Origin of the sequence: Gillisia sp. CAL575 (assembly GCF_000403785.1) — a bacterium.
Lineage (GTDB): Bacteria > Bacteroidota > Bacteroidia > Flavobacteriales > Flavobacteriaceae > Gillisia.
Genome location: NZ_APHJ01000018.1, coordinates 46,292 through 71,483, shown reverse-complemented (window position 1 = coordinate 71,483; position 25,192 = coordinate 46,292). Strand labels below are relative to the sequence as shown.

At 33.6% G+C, this 25,192-nt stretch carries 17 protein-coding genes and 2 pseudogenes; 9 read left to right on the top strand and 10 right to left on the bottom strand.

The features are described from left to right. The 7 genes from I130_RS00750 to I130_RS00725 form a co-directional block, all read right to left on the bottom strand. Positions 1-276: a helix-turn-helix domain-containing protein gene (locus I130_RS00750; RefSeq protein ID WP_034917583.1), complete on the bottom strand. Its 276-nt coding sequence runs from the start codon at positions 274-276 to the stop codon at positions 1-3. Between the two features lie 262 nt (positions 277-538). Beyond that, complete coding sequence (locus I130_RS00745) at positions 539-1,363, bottom strand: RteC domain-containing protein (protein WP_198012022.1); 825 nt, start codon at positions 1,361-1,363, stop codon at positions 539-541. A gap of 153 nt (positions 1,364-1,516) precedes the next feature. Next, a complete protein-coding gene (locus I130_RS00740; protein WP_034917575.1) occupies positions 1,517-3,685 on the bottom strand; it encodes a prolyl oligopeptidase family serine peptidase in 2,169 nt (722 codons plus the stop codon). 70 nt (positions 3,686-3,755) lie between these two features. Beyond that, positions 3,756-3,878: a hypothetical protein gene (locus I130_RS16865; protein ID WP_262489264.1), complete on the bottom strand. Its 123-nt coding sequence runs from the start codon at positions 3,876-3,878 to the stop codon at positions 3,756-3,758. A gap of 83 nt (positions 3,879-3,961) precedes the next feature. Then, entirely contained in the window at positions 3,962-5,602 is a 1,641-nt protein-coding gene (locus tag I130_RS00735; protein ID WP_198012021.1) for a helix-turn-helix domain-containing protein, read from the bottom strand. 88 nt (positions 5,603-5,690) lie between these two features. Beyond that, positions 5,691-6,974, bottom strand: a complete 1,284-nt coding sequence (locus tag I130_RS00730; RefSeq protein WP_034917566.1) for an HlyD family secretion protein — start codon at positions 6,972-6,974, stop codon at positions 5,691-5,693. A gap of 15 nt (positions 6,975-6,989) precedes the next feature. Then, on the bottom strand, positions 6,990-9,164 hold the full coding sequence (locus tag I130_RS00725) for a peptidase domain-containing ABC transporter (protein WP_034917562.1): 2,175 nt from the start codon (positions 9,162-9,164) through the stop codon (positions 6,990-6,992). A 1,665-nt stretch (positions 9,165-10,829) separates the two neighbouring features. Between I130_RS00725 and ric the strand changes: the two genes are divergently transcribed. The 6 genes and pseudogenes from ric to I130_RS00695 all read left to right on the top strand — a co-directional run bounded on the left by ric (position 10,830) and on the right by I130_RS00695 (position 17,041). Continuing rightward, a complete protein-coding gene (gene ric, locus I130_RS00720) occupies positions 10,830-11,561 on the top strand; it encodes an iron-sulfur cluster repair di-iron protein (RefSeq protein WP_034917558.1) in 732 nt (243 codons plus the stop codon). Between the two features lie 133 nt (positions 11,562-11,694). After that, positions 11,695-14,004, top strand: coding sequence for a nitric-oxide reductase large subunit (locus I130_RS00715; protein WP_034917555.1), 2,310 nt, complete (start codon positions 11,695-11,697; stop codon positions 14,002-14,004). Between the two features lie 338 nt (positions 14,005-14,342). Next, the gene (locus I130_RS00710) at positions 14,343-15,482 is read left to right on the top strand and encodes a hypothetical protein (protein WP_232224005.1); all 1,140 of its coding nucleotides are present in this window, start codon (positions 14,343-14,345) and stop codon (positions 15,480-15,482) included. Positions 15,483-15,654: 172 nt separating this feature from the next. Further along, positions 15,655-16,089: an RrF2 family transcriptional regulator gene (locus tag I130_RS00705; RefSeq protein ID WP_034917548.1), complete on the top strand. Its 435-nt coding sequence runs from the start codon at positions 15,655-15,657 to the stop codon at positions 16,087-16,089. Between the two features lie 73 nt (positions 16,090-16,162). Continuing rightward, a pseudogene (locus tag I130_RS00700) lies at positions 16,163-16,552 on the top strand (group III truncated hemoglobin). A gap of 309 nt (positions 16,553-16,861) precedes the next feature. Beyond that, on the top strand, positions 16,862-17,041 hold the full coding sequence (locus I130_RS00695; protein WP_034917544.1) for an NAD(P)-binding protein: 180 nt from the start codon (positions 16,862-16,864) through the stop codon (positions 17,039-17,041). 7 nt (positions 17,042-17,048) lie between these two features. Here the strand turns inward: I130_RS00695 and I130_RS00690 are convergent, their stop codons facing one another. After that, positions 17,049-18,551: an aldehyde dehydrogenase family protein gene (locus I130_RS00690; protein WP_034917541.1), complete on the bottom strand. Its 1,503-nt coding sequence runs from the start codon at positions 18,549-18,551 to the stop codon at positions 17,049-17,051. 509 nt (positions 18,552-19,060) lie between these two features. Here I130_RS00690 and I130_RS00685 point away from each other — a divergent pair. Further along, a complete protein-coding gene (locus I130_RS00685; protein ID WP_034917538.1) occupies positions 19,061-20,242 on the top strand; it encodes a dicarboxylate/amino acid:cation symporter in 1,182 nt (393 codons plus the stop codon). 9 nt (positions 20,243-20,251) lie between these two features. Here I130_RS00685 and I130_RS00680 read toward each other — a convergent pair whose 3' ends face one another. After that, entirely contained in the window at positions 20,252-21,091 is an 840-nt protein-coding gene (locus tag I130_RS00680) for a helix-turn-helix domain-containing protein (RefSeq protein ID WP_034917533.1), read from the bottom strand. Between the two features lie 88 nt (positions 21,092-21,179). Beyond that, positions 21,180-21,749: pseudogene (locus tag I130_RS00675) on the bottom strand (dihydrodipicolinate synthase family protein); the annotation flags it as partial. 433 nt (positions 21,750-22,182) lie between these two features. Here I130_RS00675 and I130_RS00670 point away from each other — a divergent pair. Beyond that, entirely contained in the window at positions 22,183-24,045 is a 1,863-nt protein-coding gene (locus tag I130_RS00670) for a flavohemoglobin expression-modulating QEGLA motif protein (protein WP_034917530.1), read from the top strand. Next, on the top strand, positions 24,042-25,091 hold the full coding sequence (locus I130_RS00665; protein ID WP_034917520.1) for a glutathione synthetase: 1,050 nt from the start codon (positions 24,042-24,044) through the stop codon (positions 25,089-25,091). The genes I130_RS00670 and I130_RS00665 overlap by 4 nt, the downstream gene beginning before the upstream one ends. Positions 25,092-25,192 lie beyond the last annotated feature (101 nt).

Genomic DNA, 25,192 nt, shown 5'->3' with positions numbered 1-25,192 from the left:
TCAATTATTTTTCACAAGATTATTTGCCAGTACTTTTTGAATAGTAGCGGAATCGTAATAAATGATCCCTCCTATCTTACTAAATGGCAGTGTACCGTTGGCCCGGAAATTATTAAGTGTTCCCGCACTAATTTTCAACATTTCCATGACTTCTGTAGATTTCAGCCATTTTTTAGAAACATTTCCTGATTCCCTTTCGAGTAGTTTTTGGATTTCTTCAAGGAGTTCCATTTTGAACTCCATTAAATCTTCTGTAGTAATAATAGTTGTTGGCATAATTAAATGTTTTAAAAACAATCCCACCGCAGGTTAAAAGGTTTAAAGCGATGGGATTGCTCTGGTTTGACTTTCATTTACAAAATTGCTTGATGTCAGAAGATAATTTAGCCAAGGAATGACCAACTTGGTGAAAATTATTTTTGGAAGAATGTATAGTATAATCGAATATATATGGGATCAAATATTACGGATTGGAGTAGTATTTCCTACCCAGATTAAGATTTTTCCCAAATGACCAACTTGGTGGTATCTTGGTTGTTTATGCATCGAGTCCTGCCATATGTTCCAACATGGAATTTTTCATTTTCTCGATGAATTTTAAAGGTTCTGAACGTCCCCTTAATTTTAAAAAAGTATGATGATAATCCCCCATATCTAAACCGGTCAGTATCTCAAATATTAAAAAAAGTTCTTTGAGAGTTGTGTTTCCGTTATTTATGGCGCCGCTAAGTTGCAAAGCATAAACTAGTTCGGTTAGTGCCACTTTAGATGTTGTCCAGTTGATTTTTACAGGTTCTTCTAAAACTAGGGAAGAAGATTGCTTTACTTGAATAGATAATTTATTCAAATATTGAAGTAGGAACTTATGGGAATTTAATTCGCTTAGAAGTAAATCATGTGAAGTACTAAATAAAGGATCCCTTTCATAATTCTTATAATTGATCATGTGATTTTTAGAGGAATATCTGCGTGTGAAATAGAATTCATCCAAATATTCTTGGTCTAATGACATATATTGAAGAAAGTTTTTATGAGCAGAGAAAAATCTGTTGATTCGTTCGATCAATTTAAAAATGAACTTTTGTCGAAAGGCTTCTCCAGTGGATGGGATTTCCAATTCGATGGATAATCGATTTTCGTAATAAATTAAATATGTTAGAGGGAGCGATTTTTGTTCTTTAAAAAAGAGTATTTCTGATGCAATATCTTGAAAATCATTCAAACGAATTTCTTTTCGGTAAGATTCAAGAATCTCTCGGCAGTAAGAAATAATCTTGTTATATGCCGATAATTTATTAAGAAAAGTCTGCTCAATTCGCAAGATTTCAGCCTCTAGTTCTTCTTTTGTAATCAGAAAGTCCATTTTATTGATATTAAGAAGTGTCATCTTAAATATCCGTCTATTTCTTATGTTCTGAAAACTGAGAAGCGTTCCATTTATAAAGGAACAGGGTCATTTATAAAGAATAGGAAAATAATTTAAAGGAATTTAAAGTTTAACTGCGAAAGGATAATTTCAATTCTTCATATTGGATTTCGCAAAACTAAAAATCTTACTATATAGTCTTATTGTTTCATTAAAATCACCATACGTTTCGTGCCCAGAATCAAAATCTATATCCATTAAAATGGGTGAATTTGTAGTATTGTATTTCTGGAGCTTGGCGATATATTTACCGTTATCCCATAGAGGAATGCGATCATCATTGTAGCTTGGCATTATAAGCGTAGCTGGATAGTGGATGTTAGGTTTAATATTTAAATAGGGATCCATTTTTATTAGTCCTACATATTCTGCACTGTCCCTTACAGTTCCATATTCCAGATAACTTGTGCTGCTTGCAGTACTGGCAGATTCTAGACCAAAAGGGTTTAATCGGGGTACTTCAGCAATAAAAGATGAATAAAGATCAGGTCTTTCATTAACTGCCATTGCCGCGGTAACACCTCCCGCACTGTTTGTATATAATGAAATCAAACCTTCTTTAGTAAGATTCATGTCTATTAAAGCTTCCGTACAGGCTATAAGGTCTTTCCATGAGTTATATTTAAGATTTTTCATGCCTTGTTCATGCCACTCCTTTCCTTTCTCCCCTCCACCTCTGACATGCGGAAATGCCAGAATTCCACCCTGTGCCGCCCAGTCTAAGAAAATAGGAGAGAAAAATGGACTCAGGCTTTCACCATAGGCTCCATAAACAAAAATGAAGACTTCATTTTCTGAATTCTTCTTAATCCCCTTCTTATATACCAATGACATAGGAACTTCTATTCCGTCATGCGAGCTGACCATTACCTGTTCTGAAATAATATCTGCAAAGTCTTGGTATTCACTTTCAGTTGAAAGTGCCTCTTTTTGAAAATTACCTTTTTCATCTATTAAATATCGAGTATAATCCGAAGTCCAGCCATCCAATCCTACTCCCACGGTATTATGAGAAAGAGATTCTCCAAAAAAAGAAATATAGCCGGGCGTAAAAGGAAGGTCGAGTTGGGTAAGCTGATTCCCAGAACTTATTTTAAACAAGGAAACATTTGCACCGTACAAGGATCTTGTGAAAAATATATGATCCCTATTTAATACAAAATTCGTAATTGGATCGTCTTTGGTTCCTTCTGCTAAAATTTTGGGATTATTAAAATCTGGATTTGAAATATTTATCTTTGCTAAGCTATTTCCCTTCAATTTTCCTTGGCGGAAAATAAACTCTTCTCCACGCAGTTCGCCTTGATCGTAGTATATTTTATCCTCTTTTTTAAAAAAAGGTTTCCAATCTGGTTTTCCATTAATAACATCACTCATTTCAGCGATAAAACTGTCATAATAATCATCTGAACTGGCTACATAACCAATAATATACTTATCCTTGCTCGAGCCAATCTTTACTTTAGGATAAAAATCTGCTGAAATTTCTAAATTTGTATCAGCTCCAAAAATTGGACTAGCATTTATATTGTCCTCCCCTAGTTTGTGTAGCACAGAAAATGATTTTTTTTTAAAATCTGGCTTAGATGCGTCAACCTCAGGAAAATATAAATAGATAAAACCAGAGTTATCAGATAGCCATTCTATTCCGCCAAAATCAGGATTTATATTTGTTATTTCATCATTTAGGAATTTGCCTGCTTCCAAATCGTATATTTTAATCTTACTGGAAAAATCATTGTTTTCAATAAATCCAATGGCGATTTTTTTTCCGTCGAAAGAAGGTTTTAGGTAACTGATTTCTTTATCCCCATTAGCATAATGTTTAGCATCGAATAATTCTATTTCCTCAGCATCTAGATTCTTTTTATAAAACAATTTTTCCATTCCTAGACTGTCATCTTTTTTCAAGTAGAAATAATTTCCAGCCTCATTTACACTAATCATACTCACTTTAGATTGAGTAGAATTTTGAAGTTGTTTAAATCTTTTCAGGTATTTCTGCATTGATTTAATGGTATCAAAATATACTTCTGCCAAAGAATCCTGTAATTTAAACCACTCTTTTACTTTCTCATTTTCAATATGGTTTAGATTATAAAAATCATCTGTAACTTTTACGCCAAATTTTAGCTCATGTTTAATTTCCCCATTAATATTGGGATATTTAAAATGGTTAATTTGTTTTTCCTGAGAATAACAAATTATTGGAAATAAAATCAGGTAATTGGTCAGAAAAAGTTTAATGAATTTTTTCATAATTAGAATTTAAAAATTCCCGAGACCTTAAATTTGACTCGGGAATTTAGGAATACATAGACAATTCAATTTATCTTCCTGCCTTTGGTCTTTTAATTTTGTCCCTATCTATAGGTCCATCCTCTCCCCCACCTCGAATTTTATCCAAATTCTTCAGTTCTCTTCCTTTGAAATCTTTTAGTACTTTTTTCATGATTTAAGTATTTGATTAATAAAAATTTACATACACTAAGTAATCACAAATGAACACATTCAGCAAAAAATTTAAACCGTCATTTATAAATGGCGACTAGTTTCCCTTGATTTTAGTTCATTTAAAAACATTGAAGGAGAAACTCCGGTTTTCTTATAAAAAGCTTTGGAAAAAGATTCTCCTGTCTTAAATCCGAAAATTTCTGCCAATCCCTGATAGTTGTATTTTAGTAAATCTGGATCGTTACTAAGACGAGTGATGGCTGCTCTTATTCTCAGATCCTTAAGGTAATTGGGGAAATTCACCTTTTTATAATGGTTAATAATGGTTGAAAGGTATGTTGTGTTAGTGCCTAAATCATTGGATAGAATAGACAAATCAAGATCTTTATTTAAAAATCGATCTGAATTTTCAAAGGTATTAAGTCTTGATAAGATCTCTTTTCTAATTTCTATCGGTACCGAAGATGGGTGTTCAGTAACTTGCTTCGGTTCATATATCTGAACTTCAACACCTTCCATTAAAATATTTAATCTTTTTCTTATGTTTCTTGAACGGAAGAAAAAGTAAATACCGATTAAAATAGCAATCCCTGCAAAAACAGCGAATCCAATTATATAAAAAGTTTTTGCTTCTAGTTGTTTTTCAGCTTTCAGTTTTTGCCGTTTAAGATCGGGTATATCATATGCTATTACGACCTGATTATTAACATTTTCCTGAGCCGATGATAATATGCTATCATTATGAATCAATTTTTCTATATATTTAATTTGCTCTTTTTCGTTATCCTCAAGAACAGAATAGATAATAAGCTGCTGATAAACATCCTTAACTTCTCCAAAAGGATCCCCAGTTAGTGAAACGATAGAATCTATTTCTTTAAAATAAGCCATTGCAAGCTTATCATTTTTTAAATATTTTTCAATTTTTCCTAGGTAATAAAGTTTAATTGCTCTCTCGGTACCCTCTAATTTATTAATATATTTCAACAAGCTATCTTTTGATTTTTGGTAATCTTTCTGATAGTAATTTATTTGGGCATCAACAAGCACGAAATCCCTGAAATCATCAGTTTTTTTTAAAGATTGCGACAGTTTTAAACCTTTTCGCACATAAAATTTTGCAGTGTCTATTTGTGATAATCTTAAATAAGTAAGGGAAAGATTATATAACAAGGTAGAGTAATCTTCATAATATGCATCAGGAAAATTATCATTCTGCTTTAGTAAGCTTAGGGACCGTTTATAAAGATCGGCGGCGGCATAATGCTGACCATTAATATTTCGAATTGCTGCGATTGCCAGTGATATTTCCCCTTGGTCTTCTTTGTTTTCTTTTTCTAATGCCAGATTATAGGCTTTTAAAAAATTATCAAGTGCCGGTTGGAATTTTCCCTGATCATAAAACAAATTTGCTTTAAGGGTGTATCCTAGCGTAGGATAACTTTTATGATCACTATTTTCTGTAATTAAAATAATAGAATCTGCATAAGCTAATGCGAGCTGCGGCTTTTCAATAAAAAATAAATAATAGAATGCCCTTGCTAGTTCTATAGGATTATTTTCTTTCTTTGACTTGTTTACATGAATTCTGATTATATTTCGAAGTTCGTCAAATTTTGATGCTTCCGTGGCCTCTTCTTCCATTATATGTAGTAGCTCATAAGAGGTAGCAATCGAATAGTCAGAAGGTGACTTAGTATTTATAGTTTGTGAAAATCCCATCTGAGTTACACAAAATACGAGTGCTAGGCCGATCAAGACCTGGAATCGAAAATATTGTATTAGAGAAGAGAAGATCATTCTTTATCATTTAAAATTTCTGATTTGACCATAAATGCCTAAATTGAAAAAAAACTCGGTCCATAACTGTTACTTCATTAAGCAAGATTTCAGCAGTACCTTTCAACTCTTGATGAAATTGCAAATTTTTACCATACGATGTCTTAAGGTGATCAATATCTAGATAAACAATATATGTAGGGTTCTTACCTGTTTTAGGTACTTCAGAAATCGATCCCACCTTCGCTCTTACCATTCCCCATTCCCGATATGGATAATTTTCAAGTTTCAAATTTACCTTTTGGCCTGCTTTAAGTTTACCAGAATTTCGTAATGGAACTTCACATTTCCCGATTAAGTTTTGCTGAATTAAAGGAACCACCGTGAAAATGTTTTCCCCTTCGGTAATATTCTGATACTCTCCCCAAACTTCGAAAAATGAAATTCGTCCCTCAATAGGGCTTTTTAGAAGATATTTATCTTCCCATTCTGTAATGGAATTAAGTAAATTTTGTCTGGATAGCTCTAAATCCATCTCTAAATTATTTTTATTCCTAATAGAACTGTGAGTGGTAAGTTTTTGTTTGTTTTGAAATCCGCTATTTTCTAACTTCAACTGGTTAATTTCTTGTTTTAATAAATGAAATTGCCGTTGTACACTTAAAAGTTCTTTTTCTGTTGTTTCCAGATCCAGTTGAGATATCACACCCTTTTGAAACAACTGCTTATATCTACTAAAATTATTTTGAGAAACCTCCAGATTTCTTTCCATAGTAATTAATTCCTCTTTTTTGTTCTGAATTGAATTTTTCTGATTGATTAATTCTGCTTTGATTTGTTCATCATAAATATTAAAATCCTGAAGAGACTCATCTAATATCAATTGCTGATAATTATTCCAAAAAGTATTATAATACAATTGGATATCGCTTCCTAAATGCAGTTGTGGTGAAAAAGTTTTTGATAAATCTTCAAGAGAGTAAATTTCATCTAAGGAACTCTTTAGTTGATTTTTAAGATAAAGAATATCCTCTCTCTTTCCGTTATTTTCTAGTTCACCTAAAATAGCTCCTTTTATAACCGTATCTCCAGCTTTATAATTAATTGCCAAAATCTTTCCGGCATTTTTGGCTTTAATATGTGCTGGTGGGTTATCTGAAGTAATCATGACATTTCCTTCAACCACTTCATTAAACGGGAAGAAGGAAGCAAGTAGGAGTACAAGAATTAACATTACAAAAATAAAGATAGTTCCGTTACGTAATACCCATCCAGGCTCCTTATCAAGCTCTCTAACTTTATTAGAATTAAACATTTTATAGTATTTATTTTAAAGTTGATTCTGTATTAATTGGAAATAAAAACCTTGTCGTGATAGCAGTTCCTGATGATTACCTTCTTCGACTACATTACCTTTATGCATTACTAGAATTTGATCCGCATTTTTTACCGTGGACAATCGATGAGCTATTATGACTACAGTTTTGTTTTTATAAAACTGATTTAAATTTTCAGTAATTACTTTTTCATTTTCCGCATCTAGGGAGCTCGTTGCTTCATCGAAGAACAGATAATCAGGATTCTTATAAATTGCTCTTGCAATAAGTAATCTTTGCTTTTCTCCTCCGCTTAATAGCTGGCCTTGCTCCCCAATTTTAGTCTGATATTTAAAAGGCAGTTCATCAATGAAATCCGACAAATTCGCCAGTTTCACTGCTTTATCAATTTCGTGTTGGTTGACAGGCTCTTGGGATTTAGATTCCGTAATGTTTCTTTCTATGGTATCATTGAAAAGTATTCCATCTTGTAATACCGCGCCACAAACCTGTCTCCATTTATCTGCTTTAATATTCTCAAGATTTTGATCGCCAATGCTAATTTTTCCTTCAATGGGGTTATAAAGTTTTAGTAATAATTTCAGAAGTGTTGTTTTACCCGAACCACTGGCACCGACAATGGCAGTAACTTTACCTTGAGCTATAGTTATAGAAATATTATGAAGTATAGATCTTGAATTGATGGGATTGAATTTAAAACTTACATTTTTAAACACTATGTCACCAGGATCCATATAAAATCCGCTATAAGCATTTTTAACTTCAGGTTCTTGATTATGAATTTCGGATAACCTATCTAAAGAAAGTCTAGCTCTTTGGTACCCGACAAGGAAATCCATGCTGTTTGAAATTGGAACATATAAACTTCCCACGATAAATTGAATCGCCAGCATAGTTCCTAAGCTAATTTCTCCAGCTATTACAGCCTTTGCTGACCAGAATATTATAAGGATACTCGTAAATTCATTTATAAATTTACCTCCATTAATTTGTGCCTGATCTACTATCAAAATACTTGATTGCAGCCCAAAAAGCTGGGCTTGGTTGATTCTCCATTCAGATTTTCTTCTTTCCTCAGAATTATTTAGTTTGATTTCCAGCACACTTAATATTATTTGAAGGAATAAAGATTGGTCTTTTCGGTTTAAATCGAATAGCTGATGATCTAGCACCTCCTTTTTCTTCATAAATATCAATGACCATCCCATAAACAAAATGATTCCGGTAATAAAAATCATAAAAATAGAAGTATTAAAAATTCCCAGGATAATGGCAAAAATGAAAATTGTAAGTAGATCAAAAAGAATCGTCAGTGATCCTCCACTTAAAAATTCTTCTATTCTTTGATGATCATAAATGCGCTGCATAAAATCCCCAGTAGTTTTGGAATCGAAAAACGCTATGGGAAGTTTTAAAATTTTATCAAGGTAATCGGAAATCATTGCGATTATAACCTTAGTTCCAATATGTAACAATATCCAATCCCTGATTATTCCTGAAGCAGATCTGACAAGAAATAAAAAAAGCTGTGCTATAACGATGAGGGATATAAAATCAATATTCTCGTAATTAATACCGTAATCGACGATGCTTTGAGTTAGAAAAGGTAATATTAACTGAACAACAGAAGCGATGAACAATCCTAAAAAAATCTGGTAGATATATTTTTTATATGGTTTCAGATAATCAATTAGAAATCCTAACCCCTGTGCTTTGTTATCTTCTAAATCTTGTATAGAAAAATTTTGATTAGGTTCAGCCAAGAGCAATACGCCTTCATTATTTTCTTCTACCCAGCTATTCCGAAATTCAGCATGAGAGTATTTCATACATCCTAGAGCAGGATCAGATACAAAAACATTCCTTTTATCTGTTCTGTAAACTACCAAAAAATGATTGTTTGACCAATGAGCGATTGCAGGGAGCGGCACTTCATGAAGAAGCTCCTGAACAGTTGCCTTAATTCCTATAGAATCCATTCCTATTCTTTTTAAGGCATTTGAAAGACCTGCCAGAGACACACCTCCTTTTTGAAGACAAGATATTTCTCTTAGATAATTCAGATTATAATTTCCTCCATAAAAATCTGTAATTATTTTTAGGCAGGTGGGACCACAGTCCATCTGATCGAGCTGGCGATAAACCGGAAAATTCTTAGCTCCAAACATATTATATAATTGAAAGTCAGAACACTAAATTAATTTTGAAAAATGATAACTGTAGACGAACAAACTATCCATTTATAAATGACGGTAAATTCAACTAAAATCTATATACCTTTCTATTGGGAAAAATAGATATTATTATGGGGGAGAAAGGAAATAAACTTAAACAGGAATTTTGTAAATCATTGATTATTATAAATTTATTAAAAAAAATGATATTGAAATTTTTTATTTTTAGAATTTAAATTCTAAAAATAGAGCCCTAATAAAAAAATTTACACTTATTTATAAAATATGTTCCAATTTTGGAAACTTGATTTATTCCTATTTTAAATTTTATCGTTAATTCCATTTTTAACTAGGTAAATAATTAATTAGAATTAACTAAATCCCCTACATATTTAAACTTGAATTTATTTTTTGATCCTACTTGTACAAATGATTACAAATTCATATATTTAGTATTAGACGAAAAGTATTTTAAAAAAAAGTTCACAAATCGGTCAACAAAGAAATAAAACACCTCAAAAATCCCAGTAAACACAGGGGTTTCTAAAAATAAGATGATCCTGGCGCGATCACGCTAAAAACCCCGTACTTACGGGGTTTTTTTATTTTAAGAGAATTTTTAACTGCAAATTTTTATTGAAAACGCACACTTTACGCACACAAATCGATGCTTAATATTATTTTAGATAGTTCATTCCATTTGATTGTATTCGTTCTCAGAAACTTTTAGAGATAATTAATTTGCGACAAACATATTTTAAAAAATTGATTTTAAAACTTGTTAGTGGTAATACTATAAGTGGAGAAAACACACTCAAAGAGGGAAATAGATTCCATTTAAAAAATATAGCAACAACTCTGTGAGCCTGTCCCGACATTGACATGACGAATCTGAATTATTGAATGTTTTTAATACTACAGATAATTACACCATAAATGGGGAGTCTTTGATGCTATAAAGTAATCTTATAAAGTCCTAAATTAAAATAGCACATAAATATAAATCTGATATTTTATTTTATTTACATCTAATACCGAGTCCCTTAATATTATTACAAATTCAACGGTATAAGCATAGTCGAAATAATCCTCAACAAATACCTTCACTACTTTGTTGAATTTTCTTTCACTTTATTCAGTTCGGCACCTTTTGATATTTTTGATGAATCATCTTCTCAATATGGCTAGTCATTTTTACCGAAAAATCATTTACGTACCTTCCTTTGAAGCATTCTCAGTCATTTGAATTATCTTTTTGTAGTTCTGTCAGGTTTCTAACCTGAGTAAGCTTATCCCTCAGTTTCACTATACCCTGTGACAAATATTAAAGAAAATATTCTTCAATAAACGTTTATTTTACCATATCCCAGTGTTAAGTTCAAAGGTTTTGTTGAATAATTATATAATTCTTTTTACTGTTCCTCTATGATCCATTTCAACAATAATTAAATATCAGTATATTATAGGTCATTTTTGCTGAAATCATTAAAAAACTGAAAAGAATTCGCTCACATAAAATTTAATATAATAATATTATTATCCCTTTTTAAAATCCTCTCCTATTTCGGACAATTTTGTCGTTTATATGATATGCATCATATTTTGCATTCTAAAGGTTGCTGATATTTGAAAAAAATTAATTTATTTAAATTCTGAAATATGGAATCTTTAGTAGAAAAACCAATCGGACAAATAGTAGCAGAAGACTACCGCACAGCACTAATTTTCAAAAATCACAAAATAGATTTTTGTTGTCAAGGAAACCGGAGTATCCAAGAGGCAGCAGAGAAAAGTAAAATAGAGCCTCAAGTGCTTATAAACGAAATTAATGCGATTAAGCAGGAAGTAAAAGAAGGAACTGTAGATTATAAAACCTGGCCCTTAGATTTACTTGCAGATTATATTGAGAAAAAACACCATCGCTATGTAGTAGAAAAAACAGCCATTCTTAAAGCATATCTTGAAAAATTGTGTAAGGTACACGGAGAGCGCCATCCCGAATTGTTTGAGATCACACATCATTTCAACAAATCTGCCGGAGAGCTGGCTGCACACATGCAGAAGGAAGAAATTATTCTTTTCCCCACTATCCGAAAAATGGTACAGGCCAAACAAAACGGAAGTAAAATGGAAAAACCTCATTTTGGAACAGTGCAGAATCCAATTCAAATGATGATGACAGAACACGAAAATGAGGGCGAACGTTTCAGGCTAATAGATGAGTTGAGCAACAATTATACTCCGCCTCGAGATGCCTGCAGCACCTACCGGGTTACTTATGCTTTGCTTCAGGAATTTGAAAATGATCTTCACCAGCATATACATTTAGAAAATAACATTTTATTCCCAAATTCCACTGAACTGGAAAAAGAGCTAATCGAAAATGCGTAAATCTTTTAAATTAAATTAAACCTAACAGAATTTTAAATCCTGTTAGGTTTTTTTTATGACAAATTAGGCAAGCTGAATAATCACTCTTTCGGTTTCCTCATTAAATTATTTTTTTCATTTAAATTATATTTTTATGTCTAAAGAAAAAAAGCTTTGGATTGCATTCGGCCTGGTTATGAGTCTTTCATTCGCCGTATTGCTTTATTACGGATACGAAATTTACCAACAGGCACCTCCTGTTCCCGAAGAGGTTGTGACAACAGAGGGCCAGGTATTATTTACCGGCCAAGAGATCAAAGACGGGCAAAATGTCTGGCAAAGTATGGGAGGTCAGGAAGTAGGTACCATATGGGGACACGGTGCATATGTCGCTCCCGATTGGACAGCAGACTGGTTACACAGGGAAGCTGTTTTTATCTTAAATAAATTTGCCCAGGCAGATTTTAATAAAAACTATAACGCTGTTTCACAAGAACAACAGGCGGCACTCAAGATCCGTTTACAAAAAGATCTAAGGACCAATACTTATAATGCTACAACCGGAGAAATAACCATTTCCCAAAACAGGGCCGAAGCCTTTACTTATTTAAGTGATTATTATAAGGGGTTGTTTACAAATGATCCCGCTTTCGACAAATTGCGTTCTGATTATGCGATTCCAAAAAATGCCATTAAAGACGATGCGAGAATGGATCAAATGAGTGCGTTTTTCTTTTGGGCAACCTGGGCCACTGTAACCGAACGTCCCTTCAGCAATGTATCCTACACCCATAACTGGCCATCAGATGAACTTGTTGGTAATGTTCCAACAACAGACCTTATGGTTTGGTCTGGCGTGAGTATTATACTCCTTATACTTTGTATTGGGATTTTAGTGTTCTATCACGTTAAATCCGGGGAAGACGAAACCATACCTGCTCCTACCGAGGATCCTTTGCTAAAGGAAGGTATGACACCCTCTATGCATCTCATCAAAAAATACTTTTGGGTAGTAAGTTTACTTATGGTATTGCAAATGTTACTGGGTATTATCACCGCGCATTACAGCGTGGAAGGCGATGGTTTTTATGGATTTGCTTTAGACCAGTACTTGCCGTATGCTGTAACGAGAACCTGGCATACACAACTTGCTATTTTCTGGATTGCCACGGCTTGGTTGGCAACAGGACTTTATATAGCCCCGGCCGTTTCGGGAAAAGATCCTAAATTCCAGTCATTTGGAGTAAATTTTCTGTTCATCGCGCTTTTAATCATCGTTGTTGGGTCAATGATCGGGCAATGGTTTGGGGTAATGCAAAAACTAGATCTTATTAGCAATTTCTGGTTCGGACATCAGGGTTATGAATATGTGGATCTGGGCCGCTTTTGGCAGATATTTTTATTGGTAGGTTTACTATTATGGTTAACACTCATGGTTCGTCCATTGCTGCCAATATTAAAACGAAAAACAGAAGAGAAGAACCTAATCATTATGTTCCTGATTTCTTGTACGGCTATTGCATTGTTTTATGGAGCCGGACTAATGTGGGGAAGACAAACCAATTTAGCCATTGCAGAATATTGGAGATGGTGGGTAGTTCACCTTTGGGTTGAAGGCTTCTTTGAAGTATTTGCTACCGTGGTTATCGCCTTTCTTTTTGTGCGATTAGGACTGTTAAAAACAAAAACAGCCACATTAAATGTGCTTTTAGCAACTATCATATTTATGTCTGGTGGTATTTTGGGAACCTTCCATCATCTATATTTCGCAGGAACACCTAAAGCAATTATGGCATTAGGTGCGACCTTCAGTGCACTGGAAGTAGTTCCATTAACCTTGATTGGATATGAAGCCTATCATAATTATAAATTATCCAAAGCTACCAAATGGATCAATGATTACAAGTGGCCTATCTATTTTATGATCGCTGTAGCCTTTTGGAATTTCCTTGGCGCAGGTATCTTCGGATTTATAATCAATCCGCCAATAGCCTTGTATTATGTTCAAGGGCTAAATACAACTCCGCTTCACTCTCATACCGCATTATTTGGGGTTTATGGAATGTTGGGAATTGGGTTGATGCTTTTTGTATTGAGAAGTTTATACCGAAACGTTTCCTGGAACGACAAACTTTTAAAAATCACCTTTTGGTCACTTAACATCGGATTATTGGCAATGGCATTATTAAGCCTTTTACCAATGGGAATCTGGCAGGCAATTGCGAGTATAGAACACGGAATGTGGTATGCCCGTTCTTCAGAATTAATGCAGGACCCGGATATGATCACTTTAAAATGGCTGCGTACCATAGGAGATGTTATTTTTGCTGTGGGTATGCTTAGTCTTTGTTATTTTGTATTTGATCTTACACTTAGAAATAAAAATAAGGTTCATCACACACCCGTTATGAATAAGAGGATTTCAAAGGACAAATTAAAAATTAAAGAACCGGTTGAAGTTTAACATTTGAACAGGAAAAATTTCGAAAGAAATTTTTCCTGTTCATTTTAATTCAGAAATTATGGAACTCACAATAGAAAAACATGTGCTAGTATAAACCATAATCATTAACAAATATTTCCCTTAAGATGGAATAAACTTTATAATGAAAGCGGGAGTTTCAATTTATAATCCAAATTACATGGTAAAGATAAAGCTTGTAATTTACACGAATTAAAACTGCCTCTTTTTATAGGTAAAAGCTATAACCCTAATAATTTTATCTATTTGTGCAACTTGTAAAAAAACATACAAATATTGCCCTTGCCTATTTCCTTCTAGTGGGTTTAATGGGGGTTCTTTTGAGACTATTTTTTATATTTCCAATTCCTGCAGATTTTAGGTTTATAGTACATGCACATTCTCATGTTGCACTATTAGGCTGGGTGTATATAGCTTTGATCACTCTTATTTATAAGCTCTACTTTTCTGAAGTCGAAAAAATCAGAAGCTATAAACTTATCATTTGGTTTACGAATATCTGTGTCCTGGGAATGCTAATCAGCTTTCCTTTTCAAGGATATGCCTTGTTTTCGATCATTTTCTCTACACTTTTTTTAATTGCCAGTTATTGGATGGGTTGGTTTATTTTTAAACATATTCCAATAAAATTTAAGAACACGCTGTCTTATGTGTGCATAAAGGCTTCAATCTGGTATATGCTTATTTCTAGTATTGGGCCATGGGCCGTGGGAGGCATTATGTCTACCTTGGGAAGTGCTTCTATTTGGTATAAGCTTGCCATTTATTTTTACTTACATTTTCAATATAACGGCTGGTTTATTCTTGCATTAATAGGAATTCTGTTTTATTTGATCGAACAACTTCCTGTAAAGATTGATAAGAAAAGGTTTAATGTCTTTTTTTATCTCCTCAACCTCAGCATAATTTTAAGTCTTTTTCTTTCTGTTTTGTGGACCAAGCCTCCAATCATTTTTTATATCCTGGCAGCTTTGGGCGCAATAATACAGGTTGTGGCTTTCCTCTATTTTTTCAGAATTATTAAAAGTTCATGGCCTCTGCTTAAACAAAAACTCTCTCCCAATGTTCGGAAGCTTTTAAAACTTAGCGGACTATTATTAGTTGTGAAAATTCTTTTTCAGCTAATTAGTGCACTCCCCTATTTCGCCGATCTGGCCTTTAATTACAAGGATTTTGTGATTGGTTATCTTCACTGGACATTTTTAGGAGTAGTAAGCTTGTGCCTGCTGGCTTTTCTGGAACATTTTAAATTAATAAAACTTAATGGCTACTTAATTTCGCTTTATCTTTTTGGATTTATTATTTCTGAATTTCTTATATTTTATAATGGCGTACGTCTCTGGTTAAGATGGCCGGCTATTCCGGAACAGCCTCTTCTCCTGGTAGGGATTAGCGCATTAATCCCAATTAGCATTGGTATTTTACTGGTGAAAAATTTAACTTCAAGGCTTAAGTCCTGAATTTGCTGAAATTTAGCGTGTTCTTCATTAGTATTCTCTCTTCTCTTTGATTATGAATATTTCTGAAAGTAAAAAGCCTTAATAATCAAGAAAAATAATATTTCTTATTTATGATAATTTTGTCCGAAATAATAAAATACTATATCTTTGACCATACCACAATCCTATAAGAATGTTTTCAAAAGCTTGCGAATATGGCATTAAAGCCAGTACATATATAGCACTAAAATCTCTGGAAGAAAAACGTGTTAGCCTAAAGGAGATTTCAAGTGAAATAGATTCTCCAATGGCATTTACCGCAAAGATATTACACCAATTGGCCAAGAATGATATTTTGGTATCTGCCAAGGGACCATCCGGTGGATTTCAAATTCAGAAAGATAGGATCGAATCTATTAAGTTAGCAGATATTGTTTATGCAATAGATGGGGATTCTGTTTATAAAGGTTGTGCCTTAGGTTTTAATGAATGTAATGCTAATAAACCCTGCCCTTTGCATGATAAATTTGTGGTAATTCGGGATGAACTTAAAAAGATGTTGCAAAATACCAGTCTTTTTGAATTAACCGAAGGCTTGGAAGTTGGGCTTACCTTTTTAAAAAGATAAATATTTGTTTCGAAAACACCCCTGCTAGTTTTAAAAATCAAATTCCTTTCAGGAGAATTTAAAATCAAGTTCAATGCAAAAAGAAATCTTAGATCTAGACGACATAAAACTCCTTGTAGATAGCTTCTATGCTAAAGTTCAGCAGGATGAGCTACTGGCAGCTGTTTTTAATAAAGTGATAAAAAACTAATGGCCAAAACATTTGGAGAAAATGTACAGTTTTTGGCAAACAGTTCTTTTGGAGGAACATACTTATTATGGCGCTCCATTTATGCCTCACATGAACCTGCCTGTAAGCAAAAAACATTTTGACAGATGGTTGGAATTATTCTTTAAAACTCTGGATGAACTATTCTCTGGAGAAAAAGCAGAAGAAGCCCGATGGCGTGCAAATAAAATGGCAGAAATGTTTCAGCTTAAAATTGCACATTATCAAAAAACCAATTCCAAACCTTTAATATAAACCAATTACTACCAATTCTTTAAATCTTCAGTAGAAAATAATAATTTAAACATATCAGATCTTTAAATCGCAGGAGAGTGAAAAAGCTATTTTAAACATCCTTAATCAATCAATTAGGCCTGCGTTGACATTAGTAGGAAAATAACTAGTAGCAACTATTACATTAGTTGCTTAATTCCTAGTTGGATTAAATTTGAATTACATCTAAAGTAAACTTATAAGTTTGCTTTTTTTGAATTATGGAAACCTTTAGTTTTACTTTATGTCATAGCAGAGAATAAGTAGTCCCGGCTTCCTTATTTTTACAGAATGATAATAATACTTGGAGCAGGACTATCCGGCCTTCTTATAGCCTACCGATTAAAACAAGATGGGATTCCCTTTAAAATTCTGGATGCCAGATCCAGAATTGGAGGAAGGATCCATGCGGTATCAGTAACAAACAAAACCCCGGCATCACCGGGGTTTTATTACAAACTTTTTGTTTAAGTCTTATTTAAAAGAATCCAACCGGTTTCTTGTCGTAAGAGATCAACATGTTTTTTACAACACGGTAATGATCTAAAGCCATTTTATGGTTTTCACGACCGAATCCTGATTCTTTAACACCACCAAACGGAGCGTGTGCAGGATACGTATTGTATTGGTTTACCCAAACTCTACCTGCTTTAATTGCACGAGGAACTTGGAATAATTCGTGAGCATCACGAGACCAAACACCGGCACCTAAACCGTAAGGAGTATCGTTTGCGATAGCAATAGCTTCCTCAGTAGTACTGAATGTTGTTAAAGCTGCAACTGGTCCAAAAATCTCTTCTTGGAATACACGCATCTTGTTATCCCCTTTCAATACTGTAGGTTGGATATAATACCCATCTGAAATATCACCATCGTAGTTACCAGCGTCTCCACCAGCTAATACTGTAGCTCCTTCTTCTTTCCCTATATTGATATAACCTAAGATTTTATCGAATTGTGCTTTAGACACTTGAGAACCAATCATTGTTTCTGGATCAAGTGGATTTCCTTTTTTAACTAACTCTAAACGTGCTTGCATTCTTTCGATAAAAAGATCAGCAATATCTTCGTGAACTAGAATACGGGATGGAGTCGTACAAATTTCTCCTTGATTAAGTGCAAACATTAACGCTCCTTCAATAGCTTTGCTAAAGAATTCGTCATCTTGATCTGCTACAGAAGGGAAGAAAATGTTTGGTGACTTTCCACCTAGTTCCATTGTTACAGGAATAATGTTTTCAGCTGCATTGTGTAAAACTTTTCGACCTGTTTCAGTTGAACCAGTAAATGAAAGTTTTGCAATACGTTTAGACGTTGCTAAAGCTTGCCCAGCTTCTGCACCAAAACCAGTTACGATGTTTAATACTCCTGCAGGTAAAATGTCACCAATAAGTTCCATTAATGCTATAACACTGGTAGGAGTTTGTTCTGCTGGTTTAACAACAGCAGTACAACCCGCAGCTAAAGCTGGAGCAATTTTCCAAGCTAGCATTAACATTGGGAAGTTCCAAGGGATAATTTCACCAACAACTCCAACAGGCTCGTTTAAAACGATGCTTAAAGTGTTTTTGTCATGTTCAGAAATACTTCCTTCATCTGCACGAATAACACCTGCGAAATAACGAAAATGATCAATACAGTAAGGGATATCTGCTGCACGAGCTTCACGAATTGGTTTCCCATTATCGATAGTCTCTAAAGTTGCTAGGTATTCAAGGTTATCCTCCATTACTTGAGCAATCTTTAATAGCATATTACTACGATCGGTTGCAGAAGATGTGCTCCAAGATGGAAAGGCTTCGTGTGCTGCATCTAAAGCAAGATCGATATCCTCTTGCGTAGAACGTGCAGCTTGAGTAAATACTTTACCATCTACTGGAGATACGTTATCGAAATATTCACCTTTTACAGGAGCAACGAATTTACCGCCAATAAAGTTCCCATATCTTTCTTTGAATACGGGTTTAGTTACATTTGCCATAATTATATATTTAAATTTAATTCTAATTATTGCTTGCAAAAACAAGCAATGTGTAATTACAGTGCAAATATATATTGGGATGTCTCTTTCTTATTTATTGATACGGTTCAATAACTTATGAAAACAGGTCAATGTATAGATTATTATGAAGAGAGGGTTTTTAAATATGTTTAAAACTCTGATTACTAGCATTTTATAATTGTAAGATTTTATTCGGAAAGATCTGTTGGACTAAATCCGAACTTATTTATAAAGGCTACATTGAAGTTAGACAGGTTGTTAGCATATATCTCCAACAACCTATATTGCAATAGTATGTGCGCTAAACCCCAATAAGTTCTCCTTGAAAAAAGAGTAGAAATCTAAGAACTAAGATAATAGCTTTGGCAGCTTATTAATAAAAAAAAAGGCCTGCCATAAAAAGCTCGATCCTCACTTTGGCTGTATATTAGCGAACTTAAAAATAACCTACAGGAAGACATTTAATGTTTTTTTAATTAGCATATATTATGAAGCGCTTATTTTCCAATTTACTATTTAAAGTTTTTCTTGCCATCGTATTAGGTATTGTTTTCGGCCAGTATTTACCAGAATCCATCAACCGAATATTTAGCACCTTTAATGCGTTTTTTGGACAATTTTTAAATTGCTCCATTCCGTTAATTATAATGGGATTAATAATGCCAGCCATTTCTGATTTAGGTAAAGGCGCAGGGAAACTATTATTGCTCACTGCTGCTATAGCTTATGGTTCGACCCTGTTTTCAGGGTTTATGACGTACTTTACAGCGTCCAACATATTTCCACAACTTTTAGAAACTCACGTTAATAATGCCGCTCAAATTGCTGATTCTGGCCGTGAATTAACGCCCTATTTTAGTATCAACATTCCGCCAGTATTAGATGTCATGACGGCATTGGTACTAGCATTTGTTATTGGTTTAGGACTTTCTTATCAAGAAAAATCAAGTTTGAAACTTGTAGTTAAAGATTTTGAAAAGATTGTCATGCAATTAATAGAAAACGTTATTGTTCCTCTTTTACCGCTATTTATTTTAGGCATATTTACAAGTATGTCTTTCAGTGGGCAAGTATTTTCAATCCTATCCATTTTTATAAGTATTATTGGAGTCATTTTCGCCTTACACGTATTACTACTATTGCTTCAATACACTATTGCAGGAGTGATTACAAAGAAAAATCCCATTAAATTATTAGCTACAATGATGCCCGCTTACTTTACGGCCCTAGGGACACAATCATCTGCAGCTACCATTCCGGTTACTTTAGAACAAAGCTTAAAGAATGGGGTTTCAGAAAAAATTGCAGGCTTTGTCATTCCTTTATGTGCTACCATACACTTATCTGGTAGTATCATGAAAATCACCGCTTGTGCAATGGCATTAATGATTTTACAAGGAATGCCCTTTAGTTTTACACTCTTTGCGGGATTTATTTTTGTGCTGGGAATCGCTATGATTGCTGCTCCAGGGGTTCCAGGAGGCGCGATTATGGCTGCCGTAGGGCTCATACAATCTATGTTAGGTTTTAATGAAGAGATGATTGGCCTAATGATAGCCCTATATATCGCTATGGATAGTTTTGGTACTGCTTGTAATGTTACTGGCGACGGCGCTATTTCATTAGTTGTGAATAAAATAACGAAAGAAAAATTAGTAGCTCAGATTTAAGAATTTATTTTATTTCGAAATATCTGTTGGACTAAATCCGAACTTATTTTTAAAGGCTACACTGAAGTTAGACAGGTTGTTATAGCCAATATCTAAGTATATATCTGAAGCTTTTAATTCCCCGCCTTGTAACAATTCTTTAGCTTTTTGTAAGCGCTTATCTTGCAGCCATTTTCCAGGAGGTTCGTTATATTCGTTTGTAAAATGTCGCTTAAAGGTGGATAGACTCATATTACATAAAAATGCGATTTCCTCTAATTTCAAATTGGAATTTACATTGCTTTCTACTACATTTTTAAATGGAGAAATCTCTTTGGAGATTAAAGAGTGTAAATAATATTCAAAACTAGATCCGTATTTATTTAGTAAATACAACATAATTTCTTCGAATTTCAAAAATAACAAAGCATCAGTATAACTATGCTCTGCCAAGGCAATAGATGATAAAGAGTTTATAAAAGATGATATGTAATCATCATTCTCAATTACAAAATACGGCACATCTTCCTTATATGGCTTTACATCGTTAGTATACTTACTTAGAAAATCGGTGAGTTTCTTTTCAGAAAAAAAGAAGAGCTTACAAAAATAAATAGCTTCCGTATCCAATAATTCTGTCCACAACCAATTTCCTTTTTTGAGCAGTATAGATTGTTTATTATTTACTGCCATAGAGGTATTGGCAAAATGAACTTGCTTTTTACCCACTTGTAGAAAGCTAAACATATTCATGCTTAAATTGACCTTGCTTTTAACAACATCGCTAGTCATTTTGAAATCGTAGACGAATAAGTCTTGACAGGTCTTTTCATTCTGAAAATAAATTTCAGGAATATTTTCTATGGGCATATTCTTTCTCTTTGATATAGATAAAGGTTTTAGGCTGCACAAATAATGCCGATATTGGCATAAGTCTATCTACAAAACTCCTATTTCAAAGACTTTCCATGGCGAGGGTATCAACACATGTTAAAACTTTTAGTCTGTCATCAAACCGATTAATTATTCTGTTAACATTTGAAACATCACGAGTAGATTCTTTTACTGCCTGAATGTTATCCTGTTTCAGCAATTCTTCGAACATATCAAGGCTAACTTGAATTTTATAATCCTCCGGATTATTATAAACCTTAATTGGAAGCGAAGTGCTCTTGGCAGTTTCCCTATAATATTCCACAGTTTCTCTATCATCTGCTAAGTATCGCATTGGTGGAAGCATCATAAGACCAGAAGCTCCATCCTACTCAGCAATTTCAGCGGCTTTAATAGCTCCCTTAGTAGTTTGTTCCGCAATGTTCATGATCACGGGAATGCGGTCACCAACTATTTCTTTAGAAAATCTTGTAAGATCACGCTTCTCCTCTGGTAGTAGCGTACTCGCCTCTCCTAATGTTCCTCCTAGAATGATACCATTCACCCCGGCATCCAAATGAGCATTGATATTATTTTTAAATATCTCGAGATCTAACTTATCATCAGCAGTAAATTTTGTAGTAACGGCTGGCATGACCCCTTACCATTTAACTTTCATAATTCCATTTTTAAGATTATATGCAAATATTCAATCTAATAATGGCATTCAACACTTAAAATAACGTATTATATAATACTATTGTGCTGTTTTCTTTAGATTATTAGTTCTTCTACCAATTAGCCTTAGCGGCAAGCTGAACCCGAAATTTTAAACTGAATTTTGGAACAATGATTAAACTCTTCTCTACTTTTAGTATTCTGTAAAAATTAAGAAGTTGCTAAGCCTTTAGGAGTTTTGATCATTTTAAATTATCCGAAATGTCATAAAGAAATGTCAAAGTGCTCCCAAAGGGGTATTAAGCTTTTATTAATTTCTAAATTTAATAATACAAAATTCTATAAATCCATTGTAAACCCTTAATAATAAAAGGTTTTTGATTTATTAATCAATTAATTTATTTGAATTTATGACTTCAGACTTAACCGAAATATCAGATTTATCCGAAAAATCGATTAAGCTAATATTAACAGTTGTTGATAATGAAATGGAAATTAATGCCTCTCTTCCTGGAGGAGGCGTTTTGCATATAGAAAAAGAACTTCCATATTTAATAATTTATAGGGAGATACCAAATGATCCAGAAACATATAGAATGGTCATTAGTGAATCTTCATATCTAATAATTGGTACTTCTGATTTTAGTGGATATCACAAATTGTTATTTGAGTTATCAAATTTGTTATCTACAAAGTATAAGAGTTATTTATTGCTGGAATTATATTCTGGAGATCCGTCTAGTAAAAGTTTCATAATAAAAGGTCCTGAAAAAAAACTACCAACAACTCTAAAAGTATTGAAGGAGGAATTAGAAACAATTAATTCAAGCTTTTCCGGGATTTACTTAAAGACCGAGATCAAAGACACTTCTCATAGACAAGCAGAGGGCCAAATAGAGCTTTTAAGTGTTGAAGAAGCTAAACAATGTGGTGCATTAGTTTTAGGTCTGGAGATCCCACCTATTTACCGTGATGAAAATTTTAAAACTTATCCGGTGTTCTTTAGAAACTTCAGAGATTTTATAAATAGAGCTGTACACATTGCAATTTTTGATTATATAAGGGTGCAAACTTCGTGCGGTGTGGCAAGCTATAATGCACTTGGAAGAAAATATTTAAAAGATAAAGTTTTTGAGATCGACAAAAAGCTTGCAGACATTGAAAAATCATATCAGTTTCTGTGGTTAGTCTCTCCAATGAATATTCATGATATTAAGGAGACTTTTTTTAAAAGTAAGCATGAGAAATTACTTGATTATCACTACCGATTGCTGCCAATAGATCCTGATGTACTTAAACGCAAACTCTATAATCTAAAAATTGAAGACGTGGATGATCCTGCAATGTCTTATCTCTTCAGAGAAAAAAGAGAGGAATTAGATCAGCAAATAACCATGTTAAGTGAACGTGGAACTAAGAATTTCCTATATGATAGTGTTAGGTTATATCAAGGACTAGACCCTCATTTATGTAGTGAAGCCAAAAAAATTCTTGAGAACATACCTGAAGTAGAGAACACTGAGGCCGATAAAATATTGGATTGCAAAGCTTTTAGCAGTCTCGCTAGAAGAGAATTTGACCTATTCAGAAATCAAGATGAAAATTTTAAATGTAAAGTTCACATCCGAAAAGATGTGAATATTATGATGGTCTCCCAAGGTGAATTATATATTCCAGAAGATTATAGATTAAGTGAAATTGATGCACGAGGCCTTATTCAACATGAAGTTGGTACCCACGTGCTTACTTATCATAATGGCTTACAACAACCTTTGAAACAATTAAGTATAGGACTTGCAGATTACGATCCCCTTCAGGAAGGATTGGCTGTAATGTCTGAATACCTTGTAGATGCACTAACTCCAAACAGACTTAGAACACTCGCGGGAAGGGTAGTTGCCGGAGAAGCCGTTACACAAGGAGGCGATTTTCAAGAGATCTTTAGGCTGCTTACTCTTACTTATGATTTTTCTTCAGAAAGAGCTTTCAACATTACTTCCAGAATTATGCAAGGAGGAGGGTTTTTAAAAGATATAATTTATTTAAAGGGGTTGGTAGATCTAAGAAAATACCTCCAAGAAGGCGGTGACTATGAATCTTTACTTGCGGGTAAATTCGCCTTAAAACACACCAAGATCATACAAGAATTAACAGATAGAAAAGTCCTTAAAAGTGGCGCATTACGCCCAAGTTATCTCATTAATGAGGAATCAGCTAAAAGAATTAATTTAATTAGAGAAGGGCTTCCCATCTCGCAAATGATAACCAAATGAAAATATGTTTTGTAGTAAATGGTATTGACACAGAAACCTGTGGTACCACTATGTATATTATGTTTGAAGCTTTAAAAAGAAAGCATGAAGTACATATGATGGGAGTTGGAGACTTCAACTTCAAACATGATGAGTCAATAAGCATTAATAGTGTGTCTATTTCAAAAAATGACGATCCAAAATCTCCAGAAGAATATTTGGAATTATTACAAAGTGATAAGTCTAAAAAAAAGACAATTGTCGCAAAAGATCTGGACGTGTTATTCATTAGAAATAATCCTACTGAAGAAGGTAGTTCTAGACAATGGGCAGAACAAGCTGGAGTTGCATTTGGAAGAATGATACAACAAGAAGGAGTGCTTGTTTTAAATGATGCCTATGCCTTATCTAATGCATTTATAGATAAACTCTATTTTGAAGAGCTCCCAAGCAGTATTAAGCCGGCTTCCCTAATCACTAGAAAAAAAGAAGATATTTTAGATTTTTTCGAGAAGCATAAAAAGAAAATGGTTTTAAAGCCACTGGAAGGATCTGGTGGAAGAGATGTGTATTTGATAGACAAAAATGAAAAGAATTTAAACCAAATAATAGAAAATATAACCCAACAAGGATATGTGATTGCACAAGAGTTCCTTCCTGCAGTTAAAGATGGAGATGTTCGTGTTTTACTTATGAATGGTAGGGTGATGGAAAAAGATGGTACTTATGGTATAATTCGTCGTGTTGCTGGAAAGGGTGAATTCCGTAGTAATTTTTCTCAAGGAGCATCAGCAGATAGCAGTCCGCTTACAGATGCTATGAAAAAAATAATTGAGATCACAGCACCAAAATTAATTAGGGATGGATTATTCTTCGTTGGTTTAGATATAGTGAAAGATAAATTAATTGAGATAAATGTTTTGAGTCCTGGTGGCCTTGATCATTTTAAGGAAATTGGATTACCAGATTTTAGTGATGTCATCGTAAAGTCTATCGAGAAAAAAGTAGAATATAAAAGGTTATATGGCAATACAATTTCCAACAGGGAATTAGCAACTATGGCCTAAACCAAGATTTTCGGGGAATGCCCTCCTTAAAATATTGGGCAGTCCCACGAGGTATGAATGGGGAAAAACTTTTTAAAAATTCGAGGCAAGTCCGCCCGAAC

Bases quoted from the DNA above. Each gene is read 5' to 3' on its own strand.
- I130_RS00750 (WP_034917583.1), bottom strand. From the start codon at position 276: ATGCCAACAACTATTATTACTACAGAAGATTTAATGGAGTTCAAAATG.
- I130_RS00745 (WP_198012022.1), bottom strand. From the start codon at position 1,363: ATGGACTTTCTGATTACAAAAGAAGAACTAGAGGCTGAAATCTTGCGA.
- I130_RS00740 (WP_034917575.1), bottom strand. From the start codon at position 3,685: ATGAAAAAATTCATTAAACTTTTTCTGACCAATTACCTGATTTTATTT.
- I130_RS16865 (WP_262489264.1), bottom strand. From the start codon at position 3,878: ATGAAAAAAGTACTAAAAGATTTCAAAGGAAGAGAACTGAAGAATTTG.
- I130_RS00735 (WP_198012021.1), bottom strand. From the start codon at position 5,602: ATGGGATTTTCACAAACTATAAATACTAAGTCACCTTCTGACTATTCG.
- I130_RS00730 (WP_034917566.1), bottom strand. From the start codon at position 6,974: ATGTTTAATTCTAATAAAGTTAGAGAGCTTGATAAGGAGCCTGGATGG.
- I130_RS00725 (WP_034917562.1), bottom strand. From the start codon at position 9,164: ATGTTTGGAGCTAAGAATTTTCCGGTTTATCGCCAGCTCGATCAGATG.
- ric (WP_034917558.1), top strand. From the start codon at position 10,830: ATGGAATCTTTAGTAGAAAAACCAATCGGACAAATAGTAGCAGAAGAC.
- I130_RS00715 (WP_034917555.1), top strand. From the start codon at position 11,695: ATGTCTAAAGAAAAAAAGCTTTGGATTGCATTCGGCCTGGTTATGAGT.
- I130_RS00705 (WP_034917548.1), top strand. From the start codon at position 15,655: ATGTTTTCAAAAGCTTGCGAATATGGCATTAAAGCCAGTACATATATA.
- I130_RS00695 (WP_034917544.1), top strand. From the start codon at position 16,862: ATGATAATAATACTTGGAGCAGGACTATCCGGCCTTCTTATAGCCTAC.
- I130_RS00690 (WP_034917541.1), bottom strand. From the start codon at position 18,551: ATGGCAAATGTAACTAAACCCGTATTCAAAGAAAGATATGGGAACTTT.
- I130_RS00685 (WP_034917538.1), top strand. From the start codon at position 19,061: ATGAAGCGCTTATTTTCCAATTTACTATTTAAAGTTTTTCTTGCCATC.
- I130_RS00680 (WP_034917533.1), bottom strand. From the start codon at position 21,091: ATGCCCATAGAAAATATTCCTGAAATTTATTTTCAGAATGAAAAGACC.
- I130_RS00670 (WP_034917530.1), top strand. From the start codon at position 22,183: ATGACTTCAGACTTAACCGAAATATCAGATTTATCCGAAAAATCGATT.
- I130_RS00665 (WP_034917520.1), top strand. From the start codon at position 24,042: ATGAAAATATGTTTTGTAGTAAATGGTATTGACACAGAAACCTGTGGT.